Below are 16,117 nucleotides of genomic sequence, written 5' to 3'. Positions count from 1 at the left end.
ACCTCGGCGAAATGGTCCGGGGCGAGCGGGCCGAGGCGCAGCGCGGCGGCGTTCTCCTCGACCTGGGCGACCGTCCGGCAGCCGGGAATCGGCACCGTCCGGGCGCTGCGGGCCCAGATCCAGCCCAGCGCGCCCTGGCTGAGGGTGCGCCCGTCCGCGGTGAGCGCGCCACGTACCGCCGCGACCCGGCGCAGCCACTCCGGCGCCGGGCGCCCGCCGCGGAACCACTCCAGCCAGGTCGGGGCGACGCCGCGTACGTCGTCGCGGGGCAGCGTGGACGTCGCGGTGTACTTGCCGGTGAGCAGCCCCATCCCGAGCGGGCTCCGGTTGACGCTGGCCAGGGCGTGCTTGTCGCAGACGGCCAGCATCACCGGGGTGTCCCGGAGCACGGAGAGGGTGTGCTGCACGGCGGCGGCGTGCGGGGCCGCCTCGGCGAAGGCCGCCGCCCGGTCGGCCCGGTCGGTACTCCAGCCGTACGCGCGGACGAGTCCCTCGGCGACCAGGTCCTCCAGCGTGCCGAGCAGCGCCTCCACCCGGGGCAGCGGCAGGTCGCCCAGGTGCAGCTGGTAGAGGTCGATCCGGTCGGTGTCCAGCCGGCGCAGTGAGTCGGTGACCGCCCGGCGCAGGTACGCCGGGGACGGGTCCTCACCGGTGGCCTGGCGGGTCTGCTCGTCGAAGGTGTAGCCCCACTTGGTGGCGACCACGGCCTCGTCCCGCCGGCCGGCGAGCGCCCGACCGAGGACCCGCTCGCCGTGCCCGGCCCCGTACGTGTCGGCGGTGTCGAAGAGGGTCACGCCGAGGTCCAGCGCCCGGCGTACGGCCCGGACCGACTCCTCGTCGTCGACCCTGCCCCACCCCAGCGGCCGGGCGCCCTCGGCCCAGGGGCCACCGATCGCCCAGCACCCCATGCCGAGGGCGCTGACCTCGATGCCGCTGCGGCCCAACGTCCGCGTCGTCACTGCCATCGCCGCATCCTGCCACCTCGAACCGACAGACGGGCGGGAACGTCACCTGTCGTGGATGATCGACCGCATGGGACGGCTGGGCGTGGACGTCGGCGGTGTGATCATCGAGCTGAGCGACGGGAACGAGGACACCTCCTTCTTCGGCGACAACTACCTGCGCACACCCCCGCTGTACGGGGTGTTCGAGGCGCTGGCCGCGCTGGTGCCCCTCTTCGACGAGGTGTACGTGGTGTCGAAGTGCGCCGAGCCGACCGAGCAGCGGACCCGGGACTGGCTGGCCCACCACGACTTCCACGCCCGCACCGGGATCGGCCCGGAGCGGCTGCGCTTCTGCCGTACCCGGCCGGAGAAGGGGCCGATCGCCGCGCAGCTGGGGCTGACCCACTTCGTCGACGACCGGCTGGAGGTGCTGGGCTATCTCGACATGGTGCCGCACCGGTACCTGATGCGACCCCGGGAGGACGAGGTCGCCGCGTACCGCGCCCACCTGGCCGGGGTGCGGCGGGTGGAGAGCTGGCCGGAGCTGGTCGCGCGGATCTCCGCGGACGCCGGGGAGGGCACCGCCGACCGGCGCTGACCCCGCGACACCCGCCGTCCGCCGCGCACCCGATGGCGGTACGGCCCGGCGCGCGGCCGGCGGCCGTCAGCGCGGGGGCGGAAAGGAGCCAGCCGTCGGCGCCGGAGCGCGGAGACGAGCGGCAGCCGCCGGCGCCCGAACGCGGAGACGAGCGGCGGTCGTCAGCGCCGAATCGCGAAAGCGAGCGGCAACGGCGTCGACTGGCCCTCCCAGCTGCCGGTCAGCACGGCACCGGCCGGTGAGGTGCCGCGGTCGAGCCGGCGGACGACCGCCAGCTCGACGGTGTCGGTGACGATCAGCGTCGGGTCGGCGTCCACCACCCGGCGGGGTGTACCCACCTCGGGCAGCCCGGCGTCGTCGGCACCGCTGCTGTCGATGGCCATCGTCGGCGCCCGCCGCTCCTGCCCGCCGTCGACCTCGACGTACTCCTGGGCCTGGCCGGATCCGGTGAGGATCGCGGCGGCCAGCGCGGCGGCGTAGACCGGGTCGCCGCAGGCGTCGTAGACCCAGCGCCGGCCGAGCACCGAGTGCGCGGTGGTGCCGACCAGCCGGTCGTCGGCGCCGTCCAGCGGCGCGCCCCGGTAGGTGAGCGGGACCTGGTGGACCGGCCCGTCACCGGCCCGGACGAGCAGGGTTTCGATGCCGACCTCCCCGGCCGGGTCGTCGAACCGGTAGCCCGCGACGCGCACCACCTCGACGCCGGCGGGTCCGTCGTACCAGCTTCGGCCGGGCAGCCACTCGGTGAGCAGTTCCAGCTTCGTGGGGCGCAGCGTGGCGCGGTGCAGCAGGGCCATGCACAAGATCGTATGCCCGGTCGGCCGCGCGAGCCGGCCCGGCGTGGGGGTCAGGCCGGCCAGGCCTTGGCGAACAGGTCGCGGGTGTCGGCCAGCAACTGCGGCAGGACCTTCGTCCGGCCGATCACCGGCATGAAGTTGGCGTCGCCGCCCCAGCGCGGCACCACGTGCTGGTGCAGGTGGGCGGCGATGCCGGCGCCGGCGACGCCGCCCTGGTTCATGCCGAGGTTGAACCCGTGCGCGTTGCTGACCGTGCGGACCACCCGCATCGCGGTCTGGGTGTACACGCCCAGCTCGATGGTCTCCGCCGGGTCCAGGTCGGTGTAGTCGGCCACGTGCCGGTACGGGCAGACCAGCAGGTGCCCCGGGTTGTACGGGTAGAGGTTGAGCACCGCGAAGACGCGCTCCCCGCGCGCCACGACCAGGCTCTCCCCCTCGGGCAGGCCGGGGGCCAGGCAGAACGGGCAGCCGGTGGGCTTCTCGTAGCCGCCCTCGGGACGGTCCTCGCCGGAGATGTAGGTCATCCGGTGCGGCGTCCAGAGCCGCTCCAGCCCGTCCGCCAGGCCGGTGTCGCCGGTGAGGTCCGTGCCGTCGTCAGAGTGCCGCGCCGCCCCAGTCACACGCCGATCCTACGGTCACCGAGACGGATCCCACCCGTCCCCACCGCCCCACCCGAACCGGGCCGCGCTCCCCCTCGCACGCACTTTCCGAGAAGGGGTGGCCATCCGTCGAGGAACAGCCGCCCTTTCTCGGACAGTGCGTGGATCTTGCGGTGGGCCCGGCGGAGTCAGCTCTTGACGGACGGGCCGGAGTTGGAGCGGGAAGTCACCACGTCCAGCACGTGCGCGACCGCCTCGGCCATCGGCACGCCGTTGCGCTGCGAGCCGTCGCGGTAGCGGAAGGAGACCGTGCCGGCGGCCACGTCGTCGTCGCCGGCGATCACCATGAACGGGATCTTCTGCTGCTGGGCGGTACGGATCTTCTTCTGCATCCGGTCGTCGCCCGCGTCCACCTGAGCGCGGATCCCCTCGGCGCGCAGCGCCGCGACGAAGCCGTGCAGGTAGTCGGTGTGGTCCTCGCGGATCGGGATGCCGACCACCTGCACCGGGGCCAGCCAGGCCGGGAACGCGCCCGCGTAGTGCTCGGTGAGCACGCCGAAGAAGCGCTCGATCGAGCCGAAGAGGGCCCGGTGGATCATCACCGGCCGCTGCCGGCTGCCGTCCGCCGCCTGGTACTCCAGGCCGAATCGCTCCGGCTGGTTGAAGTCGACCTGGATGGTGGACATCTGCCAGGTCCGGCCGATGGCGTCCTTGGCCTGCACCGAGATCTTCGGGCCGTAGAAGGCCGCGCCGCCCGGGTCGGGCACCAGGTCCAGCCCGGACGACTCGGCGGCGGTACGCAGCGCCTCGGTCGCCTCCGCCCAGTCCTCGTCCGACCCGATGAACTTGGGCGAGTCGTCGCGGGTGGACAGCTCCAGGTAGAAGTCGTCCAGGCCGTAGTCGCGCAGCAGGTCCAGCACGAACGACAGCAGGGTGGACAGCTCACCGGGCATCTGCTCACGGGTGCAGTAGATGTGCGAGTCGTCCTGGGTCAGGCCGCGCACCCGGGTCAGGCCGTGCACCACGCCGGACTTCTCGTACCGGTAGACCGTGCCGAACTCGAACAGCCGCAGCGGCAGCTCCCGGTAGGACCGCCCGCGCGCCCGGAAGATCAGGTTGTGCATCGGGCAGTTCATCGCCTTGAGGTAGTAGTCCGCGCCCTCCAGCTGCATGGGCGGGAACATCGTCTCGGCGTAGTAGGGCAGGTGCCCGGAGGTCTCGAACAGGTGCGCCTTGGTGATGTGCGGCGTGTTGACGAACTCGTACCCGGCCGCCTCGTGCCGGCGGCGCGAGTAGTTCTCCATCTCCCGCCGGATGATGCCGCCCTTGGGGTGGAAGACCGCCAGGCCCGAGCCGACCTCGTCGGGGAAGCTGAACAGGTCGAGGTCCGCGCCGAGCTTGCGGTGGTCGCGCCGGGCGGCCTCCTCCAGCAGCTTCAGGTACGCCTTCAGCTCGTCCCGGGTCGGCCACGCGGTGCCGTACACCCGCTGCAGCTGCGGGTTCTTCTCCGACCCCCGCCAGTACGCGGCGGCCGAGCGCATCAGCTTGAACGCGCCGATCAGCCGGGTGGTGGGCAGGTGCGGCCCCCGGCACAGGTCGGACCAGCAGACCTTGTCCTCGTTCGCGGCGAGGTTGTCGTAGATGGTCAGCTCACCGCCGCCCACCTCCATCACCTCGGAGGAGTCCAGCCCCTCCCCCTTGACGTCGATCAGCTCCAGCTTGAACGGCTCGGCGGCCAGCTCGGCCTTCGCCTCGTCCAGGCTGTTGAAGCGGCGCCGGCGGAACCGCTGGCCGGACTTGACGATCTCCTGCATGCGCTTCTCGAGCTTGCTCAGGTCGTCCGGCTGGAACGGCTTGTCGACCGCGAAGTCGTAGTAGAAGCCGTTCTCGATGGGCGGGCCGATGCCGAGCTTGGCCTCCGGGAAGACGTCCTGGACGGCCTGGGCGAGCACGTGCGCCGTCGAGTGGCGCAGCACGTTGAGCCCGTCCGGCGAGTCGAGGGTGACCGGCTCGACGCTGGTCTCCTCGGCCGGCTTCCAGTCCAGGTCGCGCAGCACGCCCTGCGGGTCGCGGACCACCACGATCGCCTTCGGCCCGGCCATGGGCAGCCCGGCCGCGGCCACCGCGTCGGCCGCCGTCGTCCCGGCGGCGACGACGACGGGGTCGGCCACGACGGGGGTACGGGGTGCGGACACGGTGACTCCTCAACTGCAGACGGTACGGATGCTGCCGGTTCCGGCTCCTGCGATGCTATCGGTCGCCCGTTTCCGCCCGGTCGTCGGGAAAGGATGGGCCCGCGTGTCCCGCCCGCCGCGCAGATCGTGCCGGCGCGGATTGAACCTTTCCGACCCGCGATCCGAACTACCCGGTGTGGCCGGAATCCGGAGCCGGCCGCGTGGACACGGATGGGGGCACAGATGGCGATCACCCGCAACGGCGGCCGGCGGGCGGGTCTCGTGCTGGCCGCCGCGGTCGCCGGGACGCTGGCCTGGCCGGGCGCGGCGCTGGCGGCGGACGTGACGACCACGCCGACGCAGGCGAACCAGGGCGACGCGGTGGAGATGACGTTCGTGGTGCCGGAGGAGCGGCCCGGCGCGCACACCGAGAAGATCGAGGTCAAGCTGCCCCCGGAAGCCCCGATCGGGGAGGTCTACCCGTTGTCGGTGGACGGCTGGGCGCCCCTGATCACCTCCCGCGACCTGGACGCCCCGGTGGCCGGCATCCACGCGCCCTCGGTGACCACGGTGACCGCCGCGGTGGTCTGGACCCGGGCCGCCGGGAAGCCGCAGCCCGGCCCCGCCCGGCTCGCCCTGGCGATGGGCCCGCTGCCGCGGACCGACCGGATGAGCTTCGAGGTGGTGCAGACGTACTCCGACGGCACGGTGGTGCGCTGGGCCGACCCGGCCGGTGGCGCCCACCCGGCCCCGACCCTGGCCCTGCTTCCGGCGGCCCCCGGGGCGGCAACCGGACACGGCCACGGCGGCCCGGACGCCGCCCCGGCCGCCGGTGGGGACGAGGCGGCGGCCGACCCGGGCGCGGCGGACGGCGGTCCGAGCGCGGACGTTCTGCTCGGCGGCGGTCTGCTGATCGGCCTCGGCGGTGGCGCCCTGGTCGGCTGGGCGGTGAGCCGGGGACGGCACCGGGCCGAGCCGGCGGACGACGTCGAGAGCGACCAGCCCGACGGCGAGCCGTCGACGGACGAACAGCCCGAGGGCGAGCGCTCGCTGACCGACCGGGCCAAGGGCGAGCCGGTGGGATCGCGCTGAGTTCAGCGCGCCCAGTCCGGCAGCGGCTCCCGCGCCGCCAGCCAGCCGTCGGGCACCCCGCCCGGCGTACCGACCCCGGTGTGGGCGGCGACGATCGCGCCGACGATCGCGGCGGTGGTGTCGACGTCCCCGCCCGCCTCGACGCAGGCCCTGATCGCCGCCGGGTAGTCGTCGAGGTGGGTGGCGGCGACCCAGAGGGTGAAGGCCACGGTGTCCTGGGCGGTCACCCGGGAGCCGTTGCCGAGCGCCTCGACGGCCTCCGGCAGCCCCCGGCCGAGCAGCCCGACGGCGCGGCGTACCCGGCGGTGCACCTCGGCGGCCGGGTCCAGCGCGGCGGCGACCGCCGCGAGCAGCCGGGCCGGGGCGGGGCGGTCGCCGTCCAGGCGGGCCCGGGCGGCGAGCGCGGCGGCCACGGCCACCGCCACGGCGCCGGCGATCCCCTCCGGATGGGCGTGGGTGACCTCGGCGGAGGCGCGGGCCTGCGCCGCCGCCCGGGTGGTGGAGTCGGCGAACCAGGCGCCCAGCGGCCCGACCCGCATCGCCGCGCCGTTGCCGCAGGAACCCTGCCCGTCGAACGCCGACGCGGCGGCCACCGGCCACGGCGTGCCGGCCCGGATCAGTTCGAGCAGCTCGACGGCGCCGGCGCCGTAGCGGCGGGCCGGGTCGTAGCGGGCGGCGAAGGCGGCGGCGAGGGCATCCCGGTCGATCGTGCCGGTGTCGGCCAGGCAGCCCACCACCGAACAGGCCATCTCGGTGTCGTCACTCCACGGCCACGGCCCGGCCGGCAGGCCGTCCCGCCAGGGCGCCACGCCCCGCCCGGGCACGAAGAACATCCCGCCCAGGGCGTCGCCGACGGAGAGACCGGTGAGACTGTCCCGGGCCAGGGCCAGCCGGGTGTCGGGAAACAGGGTGAACGTCATCGTCGTGCCAGCTTGCCCGGTGCGCGGGCCCTCCGCAACGCGATCAACTTGCCACGGGCAGTACGGTGCTGACGTGGCCACCGTGCTCCTGGTCGAAGACGACCACGTCGTACGCGGCGCGATGCTGCGTTCACTCAGCGAGCGGGGGCACGCGGTGCACGCGGTCGGCACGGCGCTGGACGCGCTGCGCCGGGTCGCCGCCGAGACCCCCGACCTCGTCGTGCTCGACCTCGGCCTGCCCGACCTGGACGGCTCGGACGCGCTGCGGATGCTGCGCGGCATCACCGACGTACCGATCATCATCGCCACCGCCCGCGACGACGAGCAGTCGGTGGTCCGGCTGCTGCGGGCCGGCGCGGACGACTACATGGTCAAACCGTTCACCGGCGCGCACCTGGACGCCCGGATCACCACCGTGCTGCGCCGGGTCGGCCGGGCCAGCCGGACGGTGCAGCCGGCGGTGCACACGGTGAGCGGCCTGCGGGTGGACGTGGGCGAGCGCAGCGCGGTACTCGACGGGGAGCCGCTGGCGCTGACCCGCAAGGAATTCGACCTGCTGGCGTATCTCGCCGCACGACCCGGCCGGGTAGTGTCCCGGCGGGAGCTCTTGGAGGAGGTATGGCGGCAGCCGTCGGTCGGCGAGGACCAGACCATCGACGTTCACCTGTACTGGCTACGCCGAAAGATGGGCGAGTCCGCGGCGAAGCCGCGCTACCTGCGCACCGTGCGGGGGGTGGGCTTCCGACTGGTGGCCCCGGACTGAGGCTGGCGCTGGCCTACCTCACGGCCGGCATGTGCGCGCTGGTCGCGCTGGCGTTCCTGATCCCCCTCGGAATGAGCCTGCGCGACGACGTCCGCGACGAGGCGCTGGCCGACGCGGCCCGGCGCAGCGCGCTGGTCACCGGAGCGTTGGCGGTCAGCACCGAACCGGCGGCCGTGCGGCGGGCCGTGGAGGCGACCGGGGACGACCCAGCGGGCCGGCCGGTGGTGCACGGGCTGGGCGGGGACGAGACGGCCGGCCGGGCCGCCGAGGCGAACCTGCAACGGGCCCGCACGGAGAAGCGGTCGGTGGTCACCGACGTCTCCGGCGGGGTGCTCCGGCTTGACCCGGTGGTGCTCGACGACCGGGTCGCCGTGGTCGAGGTGTTCGTCCCCGAGGCCGATCTCGACGAGGGCTCCGGCGGCACCTGGCTACTGCTGAGCGCCGTCGCGGTGGCCCTGGTCGGCGCCGCCGTGATCGTGGTGGACCGGGTGGCGGCCCGCGCGGTGGACTCCACCCGGGGGCTGGTCAGGGCGGCCCTGGCCGTCGGCGACGGCGACCTGGGCGTACGCGTCGAGCCGAGCGGCCCACGGGAGCTGGCCGAGGCCGGGTACGCGTTCAACCGGATGGCCGACCGGCTGGTCGCCTCGCGCACCGACGAACGGGAGCTGGTGGCGGACCTGTCGCACCGGCTGCGGACGCCGCTGACGGTGCTGCGGCTGGACGCCGAGGGGCTGGACTCCGACGACACCAGCGTCGGCTCGTTCACCCCGGCCGAGCTGGACCGGCGGCGCACGATCCGGCGCATCCGGCAGGCGATCGTCACCCTCGAGGGCGAGATCGACGTGCTGATCAAGACCACCCGCAAGGCGGTGGCCCACGAGGCCGGGCCGGCGGAGTGCGACGTCAGCGAGGTGGTCCGGGACCGGATGGTGTTCTGGGCGGCGCTGGCCGGCGACCAGAACCGGCCGCACCGGATCAGCGGCGCCCAGCTGCGGATCCCCGCGCCGGTGCCGCGCGCCGAGCTGGCCGCCGCGTTGGACGCGGTGATCGGCAACGTGTTCCGCTACACCCCGCAGGGGACGGCGTTCGAGGTGGCGGTCTCCCGCCGGGACGGCTACGTGGCGATCCGGATCGACGACGCCGGCCCCGGCATCGCCAATCCGGACCGGGCGCTGCGCCGGGGCACCAGCGACCAGGGCTCCACCGGGCTGGGGCTGGACATCGCCAAGCGGGTGGCGTTGCAGGCCAACGGTTCGGTGAGCATCGACCGGGCCCGGCTGGGCGGGGCCAGCGTGGTGATGCTGCTGGCCGACCCGGAGGCGAAGCCCCGGCCGGTCAACCGCTTCGGGCTGGTCGGCCGGATGACCCGGGAGGCCCGGGAGCAGAAGACCGGCGGGCGCCGGTGGCCCCGGCAGCGTCCCGCCGACGACTGACCACCACGACCGGGAGCGCCGTTCCGGCAGCCGAGACGCCCGGCGGCGAGGCGGGGCACCCGCTGGTTGTGGGGTGGCGCAAGTCTTCCTTAGATCCGGGTTAACGCGGGCGCCAGCGCTGCCGGACGCTGCCAGGATCAGGGAGAACCCATCAGCTCCACCGGTCTTGTCGCCCCTGACAACTGCCGGCCGGTGGAGCCCGAGCGCGCGGCGGGGGCACGGTCCCCCCACACCCGCTCCCGCCGCGCGCCCACCTCTCACCGACGGTCGTGAGGTGACCCGATGAGCCCGTCCGTGACCCGGCTGCTGCGCTGGGCCGCCGTGATCGGCGCGGGCATCGCCCTCACGCTGGCGCTCTGGCAGGACCCGGTGCTGGCCGCCCGGCCCGCGATCGGGACGCCGACCGCCGCGACACCGGTCGCGCTCACCGCCCCGACCGCTCTCGAACTGGCCGCCTCGGCGCCCTGATGCTCCGGCGGGGAGCGGCGCTGGCCGGCCGCCGGCGCGGCCGGCCGACCTGGCCCGGCCGCGCCCCGAAGGCTCAGCGCGTCCCGGTTGCCGACCAGGAGTCGATCTCGGCGCTGATCCGGGCCTTCTCGCCCGGTTCGAGGAACGAGGCGGTCACCCCGTCCCGGGCCAGCGCGGCCACCCCCTCGGGGCCGACGTCGAGCAGCGCGGCGGCCACCGCGTACTCGTCGTTGAGGGTGGTGCCGAACATCGGCGGGTCGTCGGAGTTGATGCTGACCAGCACGCCGGCGTCGACCAGCCGCCGCAGCGGGTGCTCCGCCAGCCGCGCCACGGCCCGGGTACGGACGTTGGAGGTCGGGCAGACCTCCAACGCGATCCGGTGCTCGGCCAGGTACGCCAGCAGCTCCGGGTCCTCGGCGGCGGAGATGCCGTGCCCGATCCGCTCGGCGCCCAGGTCGCGCAGGGCGTCCCAGACCGTCTGCGGGCCGGTGGTCTCCCCCGCGTGCGGCACCGAGCGCAGCCCGGCCGCCCGGGCCTGGTCGAAGTACGGCTTGAACTGCGGCCGGGGCACCCCGATCTCGGGGCCGCCGAGGCCGAAGCTGATCAGCCCGCCCGGCCGCTCCTCGAGCGCGATCCGCAGGGTCTCCTCGGCCGCCGGCAGCCCGGCCTCGCCCGGAATGTCGAAGCACCAGCGCAGGGCGATGCCGAAGTCGGCCTCGGCCCGCTTGCGGGCGTCCTCGATCGCCTCGCAGAACGCCGGGGCGGGGATGCCCCGGCGCACGTGCGAGTACGGGGTGATGGTCAGCTCGGCGTACCGGACCTGCTGGCGGGCCAGCTCGCGAGCCACCTCGTGGGTGAGGATCCAGACGTCCTCCGGGTCGCGGATCAGGTCCACGACGCTGAGGTACACCTCGATGAAGTGGGCGAAGTCGCGGAACGCGAAGTAGTCGGCGAGCGCGGCCGGGTCCGCCGGGACCGGGCTGCGGCCCTCGTGCCGGGCGGCCAGCTCGGCGACGATCCGGGGCGAGGCGGAGCCGACGTGGTGCACGTGCAGCTCCACCTTGGGCAGTCCGGCGATGAAGGTGGGCAGGTCGGTCACAGGTTCTCCTCTGCGCGGGCGCCGGTACGGGCGACGGTGAAGATCCGGCGGAACGGGAAGTACACCTGACCCTGCCGCACCGGGTACGCCTCGGCGAGGCGTACCCCCAGCTCGGCCCGGAAGTCCGCCCAGCCCGCGGCGTCCAGCGCGGCCCGGACCGGTCGCAGCGCGGTCCCCTCCATCCAGGCCAGCACCGGGTGGTCGGCGGCGGGGTCGGCCGGCAGCAGGTGCACGTAGACAGTCTCCCAGGCGTCGACCGCGCAGCCGGCGGCGGTCAGCGACGCGGCGTACCCGACGGCGTCGTCGACCGGGGTCTCGCGCAGCAGCGGCCCCAGCGTGGCGGCCCAGCGGTCCCGGCGGGCGACCTCGCGCAGCGCCCGGTGCGAGGGGGCGTCGAAGTTGCCGGGGACCTGGAACGCCAGCCAGGCGCCGGCGGGCAGCTCGCGGGCCCAGCGGGCGAGCAGCTCCCGGTGCTCCGGCACCCACTGGAGCACGGCGTTGCAGACGACCACGTCGACGTCGGGTGCGGGCCGCCAGTCCCGGACGTCACCGACGGTGAACTCGACCGGGGCGGCCAGGGCGGCGGCCCGGTCGATCATCTCCGGGGACGAGTCGAGGCCGCGGATCTCGGCGGCCGGCCAGCGGGCGGCGAGGCCGGCGGTCAGGGTACCGGGCCCGCAGCCGAGGTCGACCACGGCGCGCGGCCGGTCGGCCGGGACGCGGGCGACGAGGTCGTGGAACGGGCGGGACCGTTCGTCGCCGTAGCGCAGGTAGGTCGTCGGGTCCCACATCGCTGCCTCCAAACCGTACGTACGTCTTGTTATGACCCTACGGCCCCCGCTGCGGTCCGGCAAGGCGATCACTAGGCTCGGTCGGATGGAACAGCGCAGCTTCGACCGGCTCGGCCGGCGGGTGGGTGTGGTCGGCCTCGGCGCCTGGCAGCTCGGCGCCGACTGGGGTCGGGTCAGCGAGAGCGACGCCCTGGCCGTGCTCGCCGCCGCCGTGGACGCCGGAGTGACCTTCCTGGACACCGCCGACGTCTACGGCGACGGGCGCAGCGAGCAGCTGATCGGGCAGTTCCTGCGCGAGCGGCCCGGGCACGGCCTGACCGTGGCCACCAAGATGGGCCGCCGGGTGGAGCAGACGCCCGAGGCCTACACCCTGGACAACTTCCGGGCCTGGACCGACCGATCCCGGGCCAACCTCGGCACGGACACCCTGGACCTGGTCCAGCTGCACTGCCCGCCCACCGCCGTCTTCGCCGACGACCGGATCTTCGACGCCCTCGACGCGCTGGTCGCCGAAAAGCGCGTCGCCGGCTACGGGGTCAGCGTGGAGACCTGCGACCAGGCGCTCACCGCCATCGCCCGGCCCGGCGTCGCCAGCGTGCAGATCATCCTCAACGCGGTCCGACTCAAGCCCCTGGAGCGGGTGCTGCCGGCCGCCGCCGCGGCCGGGGTGGGCATCATCGCCCGGGTGCCGCTGGCCAGCGGCCTGCTCTCCGGCCGGTACGACGAACACACCACCTTCGCCGCCGACGACCACCGCACCTACAACCGGCACGGGGAGAGCTTCGACGTCGGCGAGACCTTCTCCGGCGTCGACTACGACCTCGGCCTGGCGGTCGTGCGGCGGCTCGCCCCGCTGGTCGGCCCGGACCGCACGATGGCCCAGTTCGCGCTGCGCTGGATCATCGACCAGCCGGGCGTCACCGTGGTCATCCCCGGCGCGCGCGAGGCCGCGCAGCCGCGGGGCAACGCCGCCGCGGCCGACCTGCCGCCGCTGACCGCCGCCGAGCGGGACACGGTCCGGACGGTCTACGACGAGCTGGTCCGTGCCCGGGTGCACGACCGGTGGTGAGCCGCGCCGGGGCGGTGCTCGCGCACCGGCCGGACGGGCCGCATGCTGACCGGAGGCCGGGACCACCGGCGCGGGTGAGGAGGAACCGATGAGGGGCTGGCTGACGCTCACCCTCGGGCTGCTGGCCGTGGTCGTCGGAGCGGTGTGGACGGTGCAGGGCCTCGGGTACGTCGGCGGCAGCGTGATGACCGACCACCGGATCTGGGCGGTGGTCGGCCCGGTGGTGATCCTGATCGGACTCGTGGTGCTCTGGCGGGGCCTGAAGGCCCGCCGGCGCACCTGACCCACCCGGGTGGCGAACGCGCCGGGCGCGCGGTGGGCCGGCACCGGGCCCGGACACGCGGAAAGCCCCGCGTCCCTGCAGGACACGGGGCTTCTCGTCGATCCGGGGGGCCGGATCACCCGGGCCGGCGGCTGCCGACCGGCACTACTCAGAGGGGGCGGACCTGCTCGGCCTGCGGACCCTTCTGACCCTGGGCGATCTCGAACTCCACCCGCTGGTTCTCCTCCAGCGTGCGGTAGCCGCTGGTCTGGATGGCCGAGAAGTGGACGAACACGTCAGCACCCCCGCCGTCGACGGTGATGAAGCCGAAGCCCTTGTCAGCGTTGAACCACTTCACGGTTCCCTGCGCCATGTGTATCTCCTTCTAAAACTGGCGGCCGAGCACGCCGTGCGGCCGATTGGCCGTTTTCGAGCAGCGGCGCCTGAGGCGGCCCCCACGAGGGAGACTTCTCTCAACCCACGCCATCTCGCAACAGCCGGGCCAGCTTAACCACGTACGCAAAAACTCTGCACAGACTACCGGACGAAATTCTCCGACATGTGACCTGACGGATGCCGAAGATCGCTGGGCGGGTGCCCGCGGCCGTGCGAAAGGCCCCCCACCCGTCGATGCGGTGGGGGGCCTTCGACCGGCTCGGACTCAGTCCGGCCAGCGGCCGGTCAGCCGTCGTACGCCGACCGCGCCGCCGCGGTCCACCGCCGCCCGGACCACCGCGAAGATGGCGCCCTGCAACGCCGCCGCGGCCAGGATCTCGCCCCAGCCACGGTCCTCGTCGGTCGCGCTGGGCGCCTCGCCATCGCCGGCCGTCATCGTCCAGACCTGCCGGAAGATCGCCCCGGCGACCGTACCCGCGGCCAGCCCGAGCAGCACCCCGACGGGCTTGTACGTGGCCCTGCCGATGCCCCTGCTCATCTGCGCCTCCCCCGGACGATCAGCAGCACCACGACCGCCGCCACGGCGCCGGCCGCCACCGTCGCCCACGGCATCGGATTGCGCCGGACCACCGCACCCTTCTCCGACGCCTGTGCCCGCGCCACGTCCGCCTTCTGCGCCGCCTGCCCGCGCATCCGGGCGACGGTCTGCGCGGCCTGCTCGCGCATCCGCTCCTTCGCCTGGCCGGCGGACTCCCGCAGCCGGGCCTTCACGTCGGCCCGGGCGGCCAACAACTCCATCGTCTCGCCCAGCTCCACCCGGGTACGCCGGATCTCCTCGCGGAGCGCCTCGGCGTCGCCGGTCCCGTTGCCCGTCATGCCCGTCCCCTGTCCTTCACCGCGGCGGTGACGACGTCCACGTCCGCCCGGAGGCTCTGCACCGTCGACGCCGGCACCGGGGGGACCGCCTGGCTGACCTGCTTCTTGCCCACCAGGGCGAGCACCCCGGCGACCAGGAAGAGCACCACCGCCACGATCAGGGCGGCCAGCCACGCCGGCATGACCAGGTCCAGCAGCAGAACCGCGGTGACGACCAGCGCGCCCAGCCCGTAGAAGGCCAGCGCCCCACCCCCGCCGAAGAGACCGATTCCGATCCCGGCGTGCTTGCCCTTCCGGGTCAACTCCGCCCGGGCCAGCGCCAACTCGTCCCGTACGAGGCGCGAGACCTGCTCGGTGGCCCGCTGCACCAGTTCGGCGGTGGACGGCTCGCTCCCGGTCCGGGACGTCTGTTGGTTCGCGACGTCAGCCATGCTGTCCTCCTTTCATCATCACCGCGCTGTATGCCCGGAGTCGCCGCCCGTCAATCCTGCGCGCAGTGACCAACCACATCTGACCGCAGGTGGACCCGCAACGTCCGGCGAAACGCGGAAGCCGGTACGACGAAGCACCCGCCGACGGCGCGCGAGCCGGTCGGCGGGTGCGGTGGGAGGGGGCTCAGCGGCGGGAGTCGGCGTGCTCGTCGGGGCCGACGAAGGCCTCGCTGCGGGCGTCGCCGTCGTGGCTGCCGCCGAAGACGCGGGCGTCGTCGGGCACCTCCGGCTCCTGGAGCCGGCGCACCGGCCGGCGGGGCTGCGCCCACTGCCAGGGCAGGGCGCCGGAGGCGTCGCCGATCTCGGCGCGGGTCCGGGGCAGGGCGGTGGGGCGGTGGTCCCGGATCCAGCCGACCAGGTGCTCGCGGACCAGGCAGCGCAGGTCCCAGAGGCTGCCCGCGTCGGCGGCGCTGACCAACGCCCGGACGGTGATCGTGCCGCCGGTCGCGTCGGTCACCTGGAGCACGCAGACCCGACCGTCCCACAGCTCGGTGCTCTCCACCAGGCGGCGCAGTTCCTCGCGCATCGCCTGCACCGGGACCGCCCAGTCCACCTCGAACTCGGCGGTGCCGAGGACGGCGGCCTCGGTGCGGGTCCAGTTCTGGAACGGCTTGCTGGTGAAGTACGAGGTGGGCAGGATCAGCCGGCGGTCGTCCCAGATCTGCACCACCACGTAGCTCAGGGTCAACTCCTCGATCCGGCCCCACTCCCCCTCGACCACGACCACGTCGTCGAGGCGTACCGCGTCGCTGAAGGCAAGCTGGAGGCCGGCGATGACGTTGCCGAGCAGGCTCTGGGCGGCCAGCGCGGCGACCACACCCACCACACCGGCGGAGGTGAGCACGCCGGCGCCGATGCCGCGTACGGCGGGGAAGGTCATCAGCATCACGCCGATCGTGAGCACCACGATCACCGCGATGGTCAGCCGGCGCAGCAGCACCACCTGGGTGCGGACCCGGCGGGCGTGCCGGTTGTTCGGCACGTCCACCCGGAACCGGGCCAGGGCGGCGTCCTCGATCGCGACCAGCAGCGCGGCGACCAGCCAGGCCACGGCGGCGACCACGGCCAGCACCAGGGCGTGCAGCACCACCTGCCGCCAGGGCGTGCCGACGGCGTACCCGGTGGTGAACCGGACCGCGAACTGGACGGCGAGGACGGTGCCGGCCACCTGGAACGGGCGGTGCGCGTGCTCGGTGAGCTCGGTCATCAGCATCGAGCCCCGGCCGAACCGCCGGATGACCCGGTGCACCACCTCGACCAGCAACAGGGCGATCGCCGCCGCGGCAGCCGCGGCGGCGATCGTCTCCAGGTAGTCCTGCACGCTCTCTCCCTCCGGCCGGGCTTCGGG

At 74.2% G+C, this 16,117-nt stretch carries 19 protein-coding genes; 7 read left to right on the top strand and 12 right to left on the bottom strand.

Annotation, left to right across the window (positions count from 1 at the left end; all coding sequences use genetic code 11):
- On the bottom strand, positions 1-965 hold a 965-nt coding region (locus KBX37_RS22380), incomplete at its 3' end, for an aldo/keto reductase (protein WP_210777877.1).
- A gap of 55 nt (positions 966-1,020) precedes the next feature.
- On the opposite strand from KBX37_RS22380, the gene KBX37_RS22375 reads away from it, so the two are divergent.
- Positions 1,021-1,542: a hypothetical protein gene (locus KBX37_RS22375; RefSeq protein ID WP_210777876.1), complete on the top strand. Its 522-nt coding sequence runs from the start codon at positions 1,021-1,023 to the stop codon at positions 1,540-1,542.
- Positions 1,543-1,703: 161 nt separating this feature from the next.
- Here the strand turns inward: KBX37_RS22375 and KBX37_RS22370 are convergent, their stop codons facing one another.
- The 3 genes from KBX37_RS22370 to thrS form a co-directional block, all read right to left on the bottom strand.
- Positions 1,704-2,336: a hypothetical protein gene (locus KBX37_RS22370; protein WP_210777875.1), complete on the bottom strand. Its 633-nt coding sequence runs from the start codon at positions 2,334-2,336 to the stop codon at positions 1,704-1,706.
- 50 nt (positions 2,337-2,386) lie between these two features.
- A complete protein-coding gene (locus tag KBX37_RS22365) occupies positions 2,387-2,956 on the bottom strand; it encodes an HIT domain-containing protein (RefSeq protein ID WP_374103811.1) in 570 nt (189 codons plus the stop codon).
- A gap of 167 nt (positions 2,957-3,123) precedes the next feature.
- Positions 3,124-5,130: a threonine--tRNA ligase gene (gene thrS, locus KBX37_RS22360; RefSeq protein ID WP_210777874.1), complete on the bottom strand. Its 2,007-nt coding sequence runs from the start codon at positions 5,128-5,130 to the stop codon at positions 3,124-3,126.
- Positions 5,131-5,352: 222 nt separating this feature from the next.
- Between thrS and KBX37_RS22355 the strand changes: the two genes are divergently transcribed.
- Positions 5,353-6,201: a DUF1775 domain-containing protein gene (locus KBX37_RS22355; RefSeq protein ID WP_210777873.1), complete on the top strand. Its 849-nt coding sequence runs from the start codon at positions 5,353-5,355 to the stop codon at positions 6,199-6,201.
- Between the two features lie 2 nt (positions 6,202-6,203).
- On the opposite strand, the gene KBX37_RS22350 is transcribed toward KBX37_RS22355, so the two are convergent.
- On the bottom strand, positions 6,204-7,121 hold the full coding sequence (locus tag KBX37_RS22350) for an ADP-ribosylglycohydrolase family protein (protein WP_210777872.1): 918 nt from the start codon (positions 7,119-7,121) through the stop codon (positions 6,204-6,206).
- 73 nt (positions 7,122-7,194) lie between these two features.
- On the opposite strand from KBX37_RS22350, the gene KBX37_RS22345 reads away from it, so the two are divergent.
- From KBX37_RS22345 to KBX37_RS22335, 3 genes are all read left to right on the top strand, one after another.
- Positions 7,195-7,884, top strand: a complete 690-nt coding sequence (locus tag KBX37_RS22345; RefSeq protein WP_210777871.1) for a response regulator transcription factor — start codon at positions 7,195-7,197, stop codon at positions 7,882-7,884.
- Between the two features lie 29 nt (positions 7,885-7,913).
- Complete coding sequence (locus tag KBX37_RS22340; protein WP_210777870.1) at positions 7,914-9,317, top strand: HAMP domain-containing sensor histidine kinase; 1,404 nt, start codon at positions 7,914-7,916, stop codon at positions 9,315-9,317.
- Between the two features lie 282 nt (positions 9,318-9,599).
- Positions 9,600-9,785 carry a hypothetical protein gene (locus tag KBX37_RS22335; RefSeq protein WP_210777869.1) on the top strand — a complete coding sequence of 62 codons (186 nt, stop codon included), beginning with the start codon at positions 9,600-9,602 and terminating at the stop codon, positions 9,783-9,785.
- A 73-nt stretch (positions 9,786-9,858) separates the two neighbouring features.
- On the opposite strand, the gene KBX37_RS22330 is transcribed toward KBX37_RS22335, so the two are convergent.
- Together KBX37_RS22330 and KBX37_RS22325 are read right to left on the bottom strand one after the other, a co-directional pair.
- A complete protein-coding gene (locus KBX37_RS22330) occupies positions 9,859-10,884 on the bottom strand; it encodes an adenosine deaminase (protein ID WP_210777868.1) in 1,026 nt (341 codons plus the stop codon).
- Complete coding sequence (locus tag KBX37_RS22325) at positions 10,881-11,675, bottom strand: trans-aconitate 2-methyltransferase (RefSeq protein WP_210777867.1); 795 nt, start codon at positions 11,673-11,675, stop codon at positions 10,881-10,883. The genes KBX37_RS22330 and KBX37_RS22325 overlap by 4 nt, the downstream gene beginning before the upstream one ends.
- Positions 11,676-11,760: 85 nt before the next feature.
- On the opposite strand from KBX37_RS22325, the gene KBX37_RS22320 reads away from it, so the two are divergent.
- Entirely contained in the window at positions 11,761-12,744 is a 984-nt protein-coding gene (locus KBX37_RS22320; RefSeq protein ID WP_210777866.1) for an aldo/keto reductase, read from the top strand.
- Between the two features lie 88 nt (positions 12,745-12,832).
- The gene (locus KBX37_RS22315; protein WP_210777865.1) at positions 12,833-13,027 is read left to right on the top strand and encodes a hypothetical protein; all 195 of its coding nucleotides are present in this window, start codon (positions 12,833-12,835) and stop codon (positions 13,025-13,027) included.
- A gap of 148 nt (positions 13,028-13,175) precedes the next feature.
- Here KBX37_RS22315 and KBX37_RS22310 read toward each other — a convergent pair whose 3' ends face one another.
- The 5 genes from KBX37_RS22310 to KBX37_RS22290 all read right to left on the bottom strand — a co-directional run bounded on the left by KBX37_RS22310 (position 13,176) and on the right by KBX37_RS22290 (position 16,090).
- On the bottom strand, positions 13,176-13,379 hold the full coding sequence (locus tag KBX37_RS22310) for a cold-shock protein (protein ID WP_011905669.1): 204 nt from the start codon (positions 13,377-13,379) through the stop codon (positions 13,176-13,178).
- 288 nt (positions 13,380-13,667) lie between these two features.
- Entirely contained in the window at positions 13,668-13,940 is a 273-nt protein-coding gene (locus tag KBX37_RS22305) for a DUF4235 domain-containing protein (RefSeq protein WP_210777864.1), read from the bottom strand.
- Positions 13,937-14,278 carry a DUF3618 domain-containing protein gene (locus KBX37_RS22300; protein ID WP_210777863.1) on the bottom strand — a complete coding sequence of 114 codons (342 nt, stop codon included), beginning with the start codon at positions 14,276-14,278 and terminating at the stop codon, positions 13,937-13,939. The genes KBX37_RS22305 and KBX37_RS22300 overlap by 4 nt, the downstream gene beginning before the upstream one ends.
- On the bottom strand, positions 14,275-14,709 hold the full coding sequence (locus KBX37_RS22295; protein WP_210777862.1) for a phage holin family protein: 435 nt from the start codon (positions 14,707-14,709) through the stop codon (positions 14,275-14,277). Before KBX37_RS22295 ends, KBX37_RS22300 begins: the two co-directional genes overlap by 4 nt.
- Positions 14,710-14,893: 184 nt before the next feature.
- Positions 14,894-16,090: a mechanosensitive ion channel family protein gene (locus KBX37_RS22290; protein ID WP_210777861.1), complete on the bottom strand. Its 1,197-nt coding sequence runs from the start codon at positions 16,088-16,090 to the stop codon at positions 14,894-14,896.
- Positions 16,091-16,117 lie beyond the last annotated feature (27 nt).

The sequence above is a fragment of the Micromonospora sp. U56 genome, assembly GCF_018070095.1.
GTDB classification, from domain to species: Bacteria; Actinomycetota; Actinomycetes; order Mycobacteriales; family Micromonosporaceae; genus Micromonospora; species Micromonospora purpureochromogenes.
The sequence above is the reverse complement of the archived record's forward strand: the minus strand, read 5'-3'. Positions and strand labels throughout refer to the sequence as shown.

Excerpts from the sequence above, each read along its gene's own strand:
- KBX37_RS22375 (WP_210777876.1), top strand. The coding sequence starts at position 1,021 with ATGATCGACCGCATGGGACGGCTGGGCGTGGACGTCGGCGGTGTGATC.
- KBX37_RS22370 (WP_210777875.1), bottom strand. The coding sequence starts at position 2,336 with ATGGCCCTGCTGCACCGCGCCACGCTGCGCCCCACGAAGCTGGAACTG.
- KBX37_RS22355 (WP_210777873.1), top strand. The coding sequence starts at position 5,353 with ATGGCGATCACCCGCAACGGCGGCCGGCGGGCGGGTCTCGTGCTGGCC.
- KBX37_RS22350 (WP_210777872.1), bottom strand. The coding sequence starts at position 7,121 with ATGACGTTCACCCTGTTTCCCGACACCCGGCTGGCCCTGGCCCGGGAC.
- KBX37_RS22340 (WP_210777870.1), top strand. The coding sequence starts at position 7,914 with ATGTGCGCGCTGGTCGCGCTGGCGTTCCTGATCCCCCTCGGAATGAGC.
- KBX37_RS22335 (WP_210777869.1), top strand. The coding sequence starts at position 9,600 with ATGAGCCCGTCCGTGACCCGGCTGCTGCGCTGGGCCGCCGTGATCGGC.
- KBX37_RS22325 (WP_210777867.1), bottom strand. The coding sequence starts at position 11,675 with ATGTGGGACCCGACGACCTACCTGCGCTACGGCGACGAACGGTCCCGC.
- KBX37_RS22320 (WP_210777866.1), top strand. The coding sequence starts at position 11,761 with ATGGAACAGCGCAGCTTCGACCGGCTCGGCCGGCGGGTGGGTGTGGTC.
- KBX37_RS22315 (WP_210777865.1), top strand. The coding sequence starts at position 12,833 with ATGAGGGGCTGGCTGACGCTCACCCTCGGGCTGCTGGCCGTGGTCGTC.
- KBX37_RS22310 (WP_011905669.1), bottom strand. The coding sequence starts at position 13,379 with ATGGCGCAGGGAACCGTGAAGTGGTTCAACGCTGACAAGGGCTTCGGC.
- KBX37_RS22305 (WP_210777864.1), bottom strand. The coding sequence starts at position 13,940 with ATGAGCAGGGGCATCGGCAGGGCCACGTACAAGCCCGTCGGGGTGCTG.
- KBX37_RS22300 (WP_210777863.1), bottom strand. The coding sequence starts at position 14,278 with ATGACGGGCAACGGGACCGGCGACGCCGAGGCGCTCCGCGAGGAGATC.
- KBX37_RS22295 (WP_210777862.1), bottom strand. The coding sequence starts at position 14,709 with ATGGCTGACGTCGCGAACCAACAGACGTCCCGGACCGGGAGCGAGCCG.